Raw genomic sequence first — 12,626 nt, forward strand, 5'->3', positions numbered from 1 at the left:
TATATTCGTTTTTTGCTTTCACATCGGCTCAAAATGCAAGCTTTCCCCACATGGGAAGCGGAAGCAGGTGAAAGGAGCAGCCGATTTTGCCTTCACCGTAACAACTATGATTATCAGCCGATTGAAAAACACAAAAAGCGTTTGCCTTCACTTGCCTTCGCACAAAAGTGATTGATTTTCATTGTTATAGCCTCAAAAGCGAAGGCAAAACGACAAAACATAAATTTCGGGTATGCATAGCGGCCAAAAACGGCGGTTTCATCGAGGCGGACGATTTTCATGGTTTCATTTCGCCGAGAGGCCTCGACCCGCAAAAAGCACAAAAGGGCGGAAAGGACGAAATGAGGTGTCGGGCGTGGCGATAAGGAGATTTTCCTCATCGTGAAGTGCGGACGGACGAAAGGGCAAACCGGTAAAAACGGCTTTGAAGGGCAGCCTTCCCCACCCCGCCCCGATTTGAGAGAAGACAGCTTTCTTTCAAGAGCCTGCCTTCAATCATTGACACCGCACTTCTTCCGACAAAACCTTTTGCAGAGGTTCGCCGCATGTCAGGATATGGGGAGGGAGGAGGAAGGCGAAAAAGGAGGGGGTGCGTTAGGGGCTGCGGATTTTTTTCCGTAACTTTGCGCCCGACATCATTTGTTTTTTTCAATATGAAAATCCCCTTTCGTTTTTGGCGAAAAGTGCTCCAAATGGGGCACATCGTTTGGGAACAAACGCAGCAAAATGCTTTTTTCACCCATGTGGCCGCCCTCACTTATACTTCTGTTCTTTCCGTTGTTCCGCTGTTGGCTTTGATCTTGGCTTTGGGAAGAGGTTTCGGTTTGGAAAAATATATCGAAATCCGACTCCGCGAACAGCTCAACGTGCAAGACAACGTGATCGACAGACTGATGGAGTTTGCCAATTCCTATATTGCCCGTGCGCAAGACGATGTGATCATCGGTGTCAGTTTCTTGGTGTTGGCGTTCACGCTCATTTCCTTGGTCAATAGCATTGAATTGCGGTTCAATGCCCTTTGGGATGTGAAAACCTCCCGCAATCTTTTCACTTTTTCTCTCTCCTATTTGGGGCTGATTGTCTTTTTGGTCTTTTCCATCATCTTTTTGAGCGGCGTTTGGGTGTATGTGCTCAAACTGCTGGACTACCTGCCGGGCTACGATTTGCTGCAAGCCACGATGCCGTTGCTGATTTTCGGTTTGAAGTGGTTCACTTCGGCCATGCTTTTTATATTGATGTTCAAATTCATTCCCAACACAGCGGTGCATTGGCGTTCGACATACATTCCGGGAGTGTTGTGCGGTTTCCTTTTTTGTTTGGTACAGCAATTTTACATTTCGGGACAGATGTTTTTGAGCAGCTACAACGTGGTCTACGGCTCTTTTGCCGTGTTGCCGTTGCTGATGGTTTGGATCTATGCCACTTGGACGATATGCTTGGCCGGCGTACAGCTCTGCCGCATCATTCAAGACTGGGATGATCTTCGCGAAACCTCGCTTTGCCCACTGCCCTGCCGCCACGATCGCGACGTCATTGCCCTCGAACTCATGCGCCGCATTGCCCGCAGGTTTGTGGAGGGCGCACCGCCGCTCCGATCCTTTGCCCTCGCAAAGGCTTGCGGCATTTCTCGCACCATGGCAGAGCGCGAACTCCGCAGACTCGTCGAAGCGGGCATGGTGTTGGAACATCGTCCCGACGCGGAAGAGTGTCCGTTCTTCAAGGTAGACACCGATGTGCATCAACTTTCGGTGGGCGAACTGTTCGAGAGGCTCGACCGCCTCGGAGGAAACTATGCCTTTGACGGCGAAGCGTCGGGCGACACCGATTGGGAAATGCTTTCCGCACTGCGCGAGAGTTGCACGCGAGGTGCGGAAATGACAGTTTTGGTAAAAGATTTGTAAACCGCATCGGATACACCCTCCGCCCAAAACGCTTCAAATGAAGATAAAAAAACAAGGAAAAGGACGGATGTTGCAAAAAAAACGTATTTTTGCAAATTGAAAAATCGTCACCATTCGGTTCGTTGTTTTCATGGTTTGGCTTTTCCCAACCCGTGCCTCGGATCGAAAGTGTCGGTGCATGCACCTTTTATTCTCACACTCATCTTGGCTGTTTGCAGCCATATCCCCTCCCAACATGGCGATAGAAATAAAAAAAGTCGTTTCGAAAGCGGATATGAAACGTTTTATCCGCTTCAACTACGAATTGTATAAAAACAATCCCTACTCGGTGCCCGACCTGCAAGAAGACATGCTCGACACCTACGACCCTCGCAAAAACGCAGCCTTCGACTTTTGCGAGGCAGAGTTCTTTTTGGCATTCCGCGACGGCGAAATCGTGGGGCGTGTCGCGGCCTTCATCAACCACAAGGCCAACACGACTTGGAATACGCAAAACGTGCGCTTCGGGTGGATCGACTTCGTTGACGACGAAGCCGTCAGTCGTGCGCTGCTCCAAACGGTGGAAGAATGGGGACGGACAAAAGGTTGCAACAAAATCATCGGCCCGATGGGCTTCACCGATTTGGATCCGGAGGGCATGCTGATCGAAGGGTTCGACCAACTCTCGACCATGTCGTCCATCTACAACTACCCCTACTATCCTCAACACATGGAGCGACACGGCTACGAGCGGGAAATAGACTGGGTGGAACGCAAAATTCTCGTCCCCAAGACGGAAACCGATGCCACACAGGAGAAATACATCCGCGTGGCCGAAGTGGTCAAACAGCGCAGCAAACTGCATGTGCGCAAGTTCAAAAGCGTCAAGGAGATCAAGCAAGACGGCTATATCTACAAAATCTTCGACGTTATCAATAAGGCCTATGCCCCACTCTTCGGATACAGCGAAATCACCAAAGGCCAAGTAGACAAATATGCCGACCAATATCTCCAATTTCTCGACCTCCGTCTTCTCAGCATCATCGAAAACGAAGACAACGAGCCGGTGGCGATGGGGTTGGGCATGGCATCGCTTTCCCACGCCCTCCGAAAGGCAAAAGGCAAGCTCCTGCCTTTCGGGTGGTTTCATCTGCTGAAAGCCATCTATTGGAAACCGTCGCACATTCTCGATTTGCTCTTGGTGGCCGTACTTCCCGAATATCAGAACAAAGGCGTCAATGCCATGCTCTTTGCCGACATCATTCCCATTGCCAAAGCCATGGGCTTCGAGTATGCGGAAAGTCACCCCCAACTCGAAACCAACGAAAAGGGACAAAACCTATGGAGCTACTTCGACGCCGAAATCCACAAGCGTCGCCGCTGTTTCCAAAAACAACTGTAAAGTCTTCCGGCGCATGTATCGCCGACCGCTTACCCACACTTCTTCCTCAACGACCATTTGCAAACACCCTCTATCATGTCCGAAGAAATCTTTGACCAACCCACCCGAAAAGCCGCCGATTACAGCGACGACGCCATTCGCCACCTCGACGACATGACGCACATCCGCATGCGTCCGGGTATGTATATCGGTCGGTTGGGCGACGGTTCCCATGCCGAAGACGGCATCTACGTGCTCCTCAAAGAGAGCATCGACAACTCCATCGACGAGTTTAACGCCGGTTTCGGAAAGAAAATCGAAGTGGACATCGCCGACGATCTCACCGCCTCCATTCGCGACTACGGACGAGGCATTCCGCTCGGCAGTTTGGTCAATGCCGTTTCCCAGCTCAACACGGGTGCCAAATACGACAGCGACCAATACACGGCGTCGGTCGGGCTGAACGGCGTCGGGCTGAAAGCCGTCAATGCCCTTTCGGCACGTTTTGTGGCACGCAGTCATCGCGAGGGCAAATATCGCGAGGTCGTCTTTGAAGCCGGCCAATTGGTGGAAGACACCACGGGAACGACCCAAGAAGAAGACGGTACCTACATCTTCTTCCGACCCGACGCCTCCCTCTTTCTCAACTACCGGTTTCATGCCGAGTTCATCGCCACGATGCTCCGCAATTACACCTATCTCAACACCGGCCTCGCCATTCTCCACAACGGACACCGCATCATCTCTCGAAACGGTCTGGAAGATCTCCTCACCGACAACATGACGGCACAAGGGTTGTATCCCATTGTTCATTTGCGCAACGAGTATCTCGACATCGCTTTCACGCATACGGGGCAATATGGCGAAGAATACTATTCTTTCGTAAACGGGCAGCACACCACGCAGGGCGGTACGCACCAAAGTGCGTTCAAAGAACACATCGCCCGCACGATCAAAGAGCACTTCGGCAAAAACTACGACGTGCAAGACGTGCGCAACGGCCTTGTCGCCGCCATTGCCATTCGCGTGATCGAACCCACGTTCGAGTCGCAAACCAAAATTAAACTCGGATCGCTCACCATGGCTCCCGAAAAAGACGCCAAGGGCAACACCTTTTCCCTTTCGGGCATGAGTGTCAACAAGTTTGTGGGCGACTTCGTTAAGGAGCAGGTGGACAACTACCTGCACAAACACCAAGACGTGGCCGAAGTGATGCAGCAAAAAATTCTGGAAAGCGAAAAGGAACGAAAAGCCATTGCCGGTGTCACGAAACTTGCGCGCGAACGTGCCAAGAAAGCCAGCCTGCACAACAAAAAGCTCCGCGACTGCCACATTCACCTCAACGACGCACCTCCCAAACCCAAACGCGGACAGGAGGAGATTGAGGATTTGCGTTTCGATTCGAGCATCTTCATCACCGAGGGCAACTCGGCATCGGGCAGCATCACACAGTGTCGCGACGTCAAGACGCAAGCCGTTTTTTCACTCAGAGGAAAACCGCTCAATTCCTACGGACTCACCAAAAAAGTGGTCTATGAAAACGAGGAATTCAACCTCCTGCAAGCCGCCCTCAACATCGAAGACGGCCTCGACGGGCTGCGCTACAACAAAGTCATCATTGCCACCGACGCCGACGTGGACGGCATGCACATCCGCCTGTTGCTGATGACTTTCTTCCTGCAATTCTTTCCCGAATTGGTCAAAAAAGGACACGTCTACATCCTCCAAACACCGCTCTTCCGCGTCAGAAACAAGAAAAAATCCTCCAAAGACGAAAAGACCGAAACAAAGGCCAAAGGTGCAAAAAGGAGCAAAAGCAGCGGACGGACGGAGTTTGAAACCATCTATTGTTACAGCGAAGAAGAACGCCTTTCCGCTATCGAACGACTGTCGCCCAACCCCGAAATCACACGTTTCAAAGGTTTGGGAGAAATCTCTGCCGACGAATTCAAAAACTTCATCGGCACCGAAATGCGGCTCGAAGCCGTCAGCCTGCACAAAAGCGACAAGGTGAAAGAACTATTGGCCTACTACATGGGCAAAAACACCATGGAACGCCAAAACTTCATCATCGAAAATCTCGTGGTCGAAGAAGACCTCGTAGAAGACGCCGTTTCGGCATAACCCCACCAATCAATCCCTCCGACATTCATTCATGGACACCTCCTCATCTCACAGCCCCAAAACCGCCATTTTCCCCGGCAGCTTCGACCCCTTCACCATTGGGCATGCCAGCGTGGTGCGCAGAGCACTCACCTTGTTTGACAAAATCGTGATCGGCGTGGGCTACAACATTCGCAAACGTTCACTTTTTTCTCCCGAAGAGCGCGTCGCCGCCATTCGCCAACTCTATCGCGACAACGATCGCATCCATGTCGTGGCCTACGACGACCTCACCGCCGATCTCGCCCGGCGAGAAAACGCAAAATTCGTCATTCGAGGCATCCGTTCCATAAAAGACTTTGAATACGAGCGCGACACAGCCGGCATCAACCACCGTTTGGCCGACATCGAAACCGTATTGCTTTTCACCGAACCCCAATATGCCGACATCTCCTCGACCGTGGTGCGCGAATTGATTTCATTCGGAAAAGACGTGAGCGAATTTCTCCCCACGCCTCAGGCGGAAAATCCCGAACGGTGAACCGAACACTCCCCCTCACGACATCTGCTAAACTATTCCTCAAACCTTCTCATGAAACAATTTCTCACTCTGCTCTTTGCCGTCGTCGCCCTGCTGCCGGCGACAGCACAAATGCGCCCCAATCTCGACATCAACGTCGAACAGGTCAGAAAACTTCAACTCGCCCAACTCGCCATTTCGCAACTCTACGTCGATTCGGTGGATCAAAAGAAATTGGTGGAAGATGCCATCAACGGCATTCTCGAAAAGCTCGATCCCCACTCCTCCTATTCCACGCCCGAACAAACCAAGAAGCTGAACGAACCTTTGGAAGGAAACTTTGAAGGCATCGGCGTGCAATTCAACATTTTGGAGGACACCCTTGTCGTCATGCAGACCGTGACGAAAGGTCCTTCCGAAAAAGTCGGCATCCTCTCGGGCGATCGCATCATCAACGTAGACGGCACCGTCATCGCCGGCGTGAAAATGGAGCGCGACAGCATCATGAGCTTGCTGCGCGGCCCCAAAGGAACGAAAGTGAAACTTGGCATCACACGCCGCGGCGTGCCCAACACCATGTACTTCACCGTCACTCGCGACAAAATCCCCGTCAATACCCTCGGAGCGGCCTATATGCTCGCCCCCGGCATCGGCTACATCCAACTCGACCGTTTCGGTGCCACCTCCGGAAAAGAAGTGAAAGACGCCATTTCAAAATTGAAAAAAGCCGGAATGAAAGACCTCATCTTCGACCTCGAAAACAATGGGGGAGGCTACTTGGGCGCGGCATTTGAAGTGGCCAGTCAGTTTCTCAACGAAGGCGACCTTGTGGTCTACACCGAAGGACGCTCCCAACCGCGACAAACTTTCACCGCGCAAGGCGGCGGACTTTTCAAAAACGGACGCCTCATCGTGTTGGTCAACGAATACAGTGCTTCGGCTTCCGAAATCGTTTCCGGTGCGATCCAAGACCATGACCGCGGCCTCGTCGTCGGTCGCCGCACTTTCGGAAAAGGACTTGTGCAACGCCCCATTGACCTGCCCGACGGATCGATGATACGCCTCACCACCAGCCACTATTACACGCCCTCCGGACGTTGCATACAGAAACCTTACGAAAAAGGCAAAAAAGAAGAATATTCGCAAGATTTGGAAAAACGCTACACCCACGGCGAACTCCTCCACAAAGACTCCATACGCCTCGACTCCGCCAAAGTCTACACCACGCTCAAAGAAGGACGCAAGGTCTACGGCGGCGGTGCCATCATGCCCGATGTGTTCGTGCCTCTCGACACCACCATGTACAGCAAATTCTACATCGCCATTCGCCGCCACAACCTTTTCAACAATGCCGTGCTCCGATACATCGACGGACGGCGCGCCGAGCTTAAAAAGCAATACAAACGCTTCGACGATTTTGAACAACACTTTGAAGTGCCGGAAGAGGTGGTGACGCAAATCATCGAAGAAGCCAAGAAAAAGAAAGTCGAACCCAAGGACGACGCCGAACTGCAAGCCACCTTGCCCGACATTCGCTTTACGCTCAAATCCCTCATCGCCTACGACGTGTGGGACAGAAACGAATACTTCCGCATCATCAACACCAAAAGCCGCACGCTGAAAGCTGCACTCAAAGAACTGAGGGAAAATCCCGACATCCCGACCGCAGCGCGATGAAACGTCGGCATTATGAGAGTTTTTCAGCGGTATCAATAGGCGGAAGGCTAAACTTATCCGTCACCCGAATGAGCGACTGTTGCCAAATGCTTTCGTAGTCTGGTGCATTCATCTTCGTCCTCCTGTTTTGCGACCAGCCAACTCGAGGGCGAGGGCAGCGTCCACGATAATCTTACGCCCTACTTGCGTGATGGCTCGGTCTATCTTGCCACTCTGCTTGATGCGATTGGCGGTGGGGAGGCTACAGCCGAAAAGGCGAGCGATGCCCGATAATCCATAACACATAGCGTTTTTGTTCTTTGGAGGGGCTTGCCTCCGTAGTTGTATTGCTGGGCTGTGAGCTGTGGCGAGCAAGGAAGAGCAATTCCTCGCCAGTCATCTGCCATACGGGCTTGCCCAAAAGTTCTTCTAAAATCATTCTTCATTGCAGTTTTATGGTGAATACTTTTGTCCTTGCGCATCGGGCTATCAGTCAGCTCTGACACTGCAAAAGTATGGGCTAATTACTGTCTATAAAAGGGTAAGAGATACGCAGGAAATGCAAGGAAAAGGCAGGAAATCACAAGCCCTCACTCCATAGTCCTCACCCCACATTTTCACACAAAAAGAGGATCGCAGAGCATCACTGCCCCGAGCCTCTCGCGATATTTTGCCCCCTTAGGGCCTCACACCTTGGTTTTCAGTGTTAAATAAGGAAATCCCCTCGCCCCTCTGCTCATAACTTCGTATTTTTGTAAGTAAAACAGATTTAACTGATGGCAAAGAAAGAAGCGCAAACGGATATATGGGTGTACGATTTGTTGAAATCCGCCCACATTACATTAGAATATCAAGGCTCTACTATCGCAGAGATAGAAGGTTGCTACGTTAAACATCTTTTTCTATGAGTAGTAGTATAGGTCGTATGTCATATCGCATTGAAATCACAATACCTATTTTTTTAGGTAACAGTATAGAAGAAATATAGTATGTATATCAAGGAGATTAAGATCTTAAACTTCCGCAATTTCAAGGATGCTTCGATACCCTTCCATGAAGGAGTGAATGTCATAATAGGCCATAATAATACAGGTAAAAGCAATCTGCTCCGTGCAATGGGGTTAGTGCTTGGCTATAGTAATGGTCATAGGTTAGGCACGAGTGACTTATTTTATGAGACAAATGTGGCAATGCTTCAACAGCAGTCACCACGTATCCAAATAACTCTTGTCCTCCGTAGAAGTGAGGGTGAAGCCTTGGATTCTGCAGAAATGGGACTATTCTCTAGTATGATGACAGACCCTGCATTAAGTGAAGAAGCAGAATTGAGATACGAGTTTAAATTGACTGATGCGCAAGAGGACAACTATAAGGCAGATGTTGCTAATGCAAATACAGCTAAGGAGATATGGAAAATTATAGATCATGACTACATCAGACTCTATAGAAGTAGTCGCTCTGGTGGAAATCAGGCAGCAGGTATCAGCGTCAATGATGCTTTGGGGCAGATTGATTTCCAGTTCCTTGATGCCATTCGCGATGTCAGTCATGACCTATACGCTGGTTATAATCCGCTCCTTAGAGATGTGCTGAATTTCTTCATTGATTACTCGGTTAAAAATGATCCCACAAATACAGAAGATGAGATAAAGGAACAATTAAAAGCCCGAAGAGATAACTTTGTCCAACAGTCTAGTCCTCTGATGCAAACTTTACAAGAAAGGTTACAGGATGGTAAAAACGTATTTCTGAAATACGCACTCGATACAGGCGCAACATTTAACGGAGCTGTACCAGATTTTGATGGAGAGGTGACGGAGAATGAGATGTTTGCAGTGTTGAGAATGATTATTAAGTATGCTGTTGGTATAGAAGTACCAGCTACATATAATGGGTTAGGCTATAACAACCTAATCTATATGTCGCTTTTGCTCGCAAAGATGCAGGCTGACGGTAGCGTTACCTATATGAAGCGCAATGCCAAGGTGCTCTCATTCCTTGCTGTAGAGGAATGTGAAGCACACCTGCATCCAGCCATGCAGTACAAGTTTCTAAAGTTTCTGCAGGACAACAAATCCAATGGACATGTGCGCCAAATATTCATGACCTCACATTCTACCCAGATTGCCTCAGCCGTGAAATTGGATGACTTGATTTGTCTAACTTCACCTGAATTAGGGCAGATCAACGTTGGCTATCCACGTGTCATTTATCAAAAAAATAATATTGATGATGTGGTGTCTAGGCAATACGTTCAGAGATTTCTGGATGCAACCAAAGCGGATATGTTCTTTGCCAACAGATTGATATTCGTAGAGGGCATTGCAGAGGAGCTACTACTCCCTGTCTTTGCTAGATATCTGAATAAGAACCTTACAGATGAGCATGTGCTGGTGATAAATATGGGTGGTCGCTATTTCAACCACTTCCTAAAATTGTTTGATACGAACAATCCATACACCATCAACAAAAAGATTGTCTGCTTGACAGATATTGATCCCTGCCGAAAAAGGAAAGAAGCTGACGAAGATTATGAAGCCTGCTACCCATATGAATACAATATAGATCCAGACAACTACGACTATAAGCATCACGCGGATATAGAGGAAACTCAATATGCAGCCCATCCCAATATCAGATTCTACAGGCAAGATGCGACATATGGCAAAACACTAGAGTATGACATAATGCGTGAGAATCCAAATTGTAAGCTGTTGCTGACTCATTCTGTTTCCAATTTAAAGGAGATAAAAGCTATGATGGAAGAACAGGATGTAAACGAAATGATGAGTAAAATGCGAAACAGCCAGGCTAATACTCGTATTAAGGCCTCCATAGGTGCATCGAAGTGGACGGATGAAGAAAAACGAAAAGCCTTACTTGCATCGCGTTATTTGAATTCCGTTTCAAAAGGTAGCAATGCTCTGGAATTAAACGTGGCTCTTATGAATAATTTGGATAAACCTGAAGAAGATAGAGACGAGTTCCACGTACCCCGATATATTGTTGAGGCATTAACATGGCTACTATCATAACATCAGAAGAAACCATACCTATAAACGAACCGTTTAAGGTGACTGCTGGGCCTGGTGCGGGAAAGACGCATTGGCTGATAAATCATATCAAGAATGTGGTGTCAAATAGCCACAAACTTGATGTGGTGAGGAAGGTGGCTTGTATCACTTATACCAACGTGGGTATCGATACGATCACTTCACGTTTGAATATGGGGAATGACGTGGTTGAGGTATGTACCATCCATAGTTTCTTGTATGCCAATGTGGTAAAACCCTATGTTCATCTGGTCGCTGAAGATTTCGGGCTGAAGTTGGACGAACTTGTGGTTATAGATGACTCTAATTTTAAATCAGAAGGAAGAGCTGCATTAGTATTAAGGCGTATCGATAAATCATGGTTAGATTCCAAAAAATATTTGGGAGGCTTGAAGAATGCCACGTGGCGTTATGAAAACCATGAGTACAACGATTATAAACCCAATCACCCAATAAAGGTTGGCAAATGGCATGTGGGTAATGACTGCTATATGGAGTTCAAAAGATGGCTATGGAGTGAAGGGTACATGTCTTTTGATGACATTTTGTATTTCTCTTATATTCTGCTTTCAAGATACCCCAACATATACAAGTTGATAAAGGCTAAATATCCATATATTTTTGTCGATGAATTTCAAGACACGATTCCTTTTGTGGTTGACTTCCTGAGTCAATTAGGCAATGATGGGGTGATTGTGGGGGTAGTTGGCGACAAAGCTCAATCAATCTATGATTTTCTCGGTGCTACGGTGCAGCAATTTGAAAGTTTTACTGTTCTAGAAATGCAGGAGTACGAGATACGAGGGAATAGGCGTAGCACGAAGCAAATAATAGATTTACTGAATATTGTCAGGACAGATTTCTCGCAAGACTGGCTGAATGGATCAGAAGGAATGAAGCCGGAATTGCTTGTCGGCGATATGCTTAACTGCTACCAACAAAGTGTAGAACAGAGTGGAACAGAGGAAATACAATCTCTGGCCTTTCAAAACATACTTGCCAATTCTATGCGTAAACAGAACGGAGCTAGAGAAATCGAAAAAATATTAGAGATTGATTTTGACAGCAATGCAGAGCGTCAGATGGTGATAAAGGCATTGATTAAAGCCGTGGAATATACAAGAATGAACGACTTGCGAAATGCTTGGCATCAATTAGACTCCATCAATCGCGATAGGACAATAACCATTGTGGTTCTAAGACGCTTGTTAGATGTCTATAAGGACTATAAAGACGGAAGCCTGATGGATTTCTACAATTTTCTGGTGAATGATTTACATTTCAAGATGGCTAAGATAACAGGCAAGGCTGTCAAGGATTTCTACGTGAATCATACATACGCAGATGCTGCTCTTGGGGTAAAGTATGGTGATTCAAATAACAAACATAAGACTATCCATAAATCAAAAGGAGAGGAGTTTGATAACGTCTTTGTCATTCTTCAAAAGGAAGAAGACTTGGGGTTCCTGTTGTCTCCAAATTTAAATGGCAACAATGTACATCGGGTGTATTATGTGGCTGCTAGTCGTGCAATCAAACGTTTGTTTATCTGTGTACCCACATTGAGTGAAGAAAACCATATCAAACTGAGGGACAAGCCAATAAGTATACCTTCTTGCGTGTGACATTGTGCATAAGAAAAGGAGACTTTCTGCAGACTTTTAGGACGACCCTGCAACTTTATCTTAACTGATTTTTGGGTGTAGGAAAGGGTGCAAATCGCGTAACTCACTGATTTACACCCACATTTGCGGAGAGAGAGGGATTCGAACCCCCGGAACAGTTGCCCGTTCACCGCATTTCGAGTGCGGCCCGTTCGACCACTCCGGCATCTCTCCTGATTTTGTGGTCTGTTCTAAATCCGAGCACAAAAGTACAACTAAATATTGAAGTGACAATTTTTTTCGGGCTTTTTTAATGTCTTCTGCTTACGATTGAACATAGCCGTAGAGTCAACCAGCAAGTGCAAAATTATGATATTCTTTTGTAGAACTCCGATTTAGGTGTTTCAAAATCGAGTTTTTGTCTTGGTC

Annotated in this window: 7 protein-coding genes, 1 tRNA gene and 1 pseudogene; 7 read left to right on the top strand and 2 right to left on the bottom strand. The window is 47.8% G+C overall.

Translation table 11 applies throughout. From position 1 onward, the window contains the following. Positions 1 to 653: 653 nt before the first annotated feature. From EII14_RS08625 to EII14_RS08645, 5 genes are all read left to right on the top strand, one after another. Positions 654 to 1,901: a YihY/virulence factor BrkB family protein gene (locus EII14_RS08625; RefSeq protein ID WP_158608364.1), complete on the top strand. Its 1,248-nt coding sequence runs from the start codon at positions 654 to 656 to the stop codon at positions 1,899 to 1,901. A 235-nt stretch (positions 1,902 to 2,136) separates the two neighbouring features. Next, positions 2,137 to 3,282, top strand: a complete 1,146-nt coding sequence (locus EII14_RS08630) for a GNAT family N-acetyltransferase (RefSeq protein ID WP_124932131.1) — start codon at positions 2,137 to 2,139, stop codon at positions 3,280 to 3,282. Positions 3,283 to 3,357: 75 nt separating this feature from the next. Next, the gene (locus tag EII14_RS08635; RefSeq protein WP_124932132.1) at positions 3,358 to 5,385 is read left to right on the top strand and encodes a DNA topoisomerase IV subunit B; all 2,028 of its coding nucleotides are present in this window, start codon (positions 3,358 to 3,360) and stop codon (positions 5,383 to 5,385) included. Between the two features lie 31 nt (positions 5,386 to 5,416). Beyond that, positions 5,417 to 5,905 (top strand): pantetheine-phosphate adenylyltransferase, encoded by a 489-nt coding sequence (coaD, locus tag EII14_RS08640; RefSeq protein WP_124932133.1) that lies wholly within the window; start codon positions 5,417 to 5,419, stop codon positions 5,903 to 5,905. A 51-nt stretch (positions 5,906 to 5,956) separates the two neighbouring features. Next, a complete protein-coding gene (locus EII14_RS08645) occupies positions 5,957 to 7,561 on the top strand; it encodes a S41 family peptidase (RefSeq protein WP_124932134.1) in 1,605 nt (534 codons plus the stop codon). A 108-nt stretch (positions 7,562 to 7,669) separates the two neighbouring features. Here the strand turns inward: EII14_RS08645 and EII14_RS08655 are convergent. Beyond that, a pseudogene (locus EII14_RS08655) lies at positions 7,670 to 7,979 on the bottom strand (DUF3853 family protein). A gap of 550 nt (positions 7,980 to 8,529) precedes the next feature. Between EII14_RS08655 and EII14_RS08665 the strand changes: the two are divergent. Next, positions 8,530 to 10,575 (top strand): AAA family ATPase, encoded by a 2,046-nt coding sequence (locus EII14_RS08665; RefSeq protein ID WP_124932135.1) that lies wholly within the window; start codon positions 8,530 to 8,532, stop codon positions 10,573 to 10,575. Further along, on the top strand, positions 10,560 to 12,218 hold the full coding sequence (locus EII14_RS08670; protein WP_124932136.1) for an ATP-dependent helicase: 1,659 nt from the start codon (positions 10,560 to 10,562) through the stop codon (positions 12,216 to 12,218). The genes EII14_RS08665 and EII14_RS08670 overlap by 16 nt, the downstream gene beginning before the upstream one ends. Before the next feature lie 126 nt (positions 12,219 to 12,344). Here the strand turns inward: EII14_RS08670 and EII14_RS08675 are convergent. After that, positions 12,345 to 12,431, bottom strand: a tRNA-Ser gene (locus EII14_RS08675). Positions 12,432 to 12,626: the final 195 nt, after the last annotated feature.

This window comes from Alloprevotella sp. OH1205_COT-284 (assembly GCF_003859795.1).
Lineage (GTDB): Bacteria > Bacteroidota > Bacteroidia > Bacteroidales > Bacteroidaceae > Alloprevotella.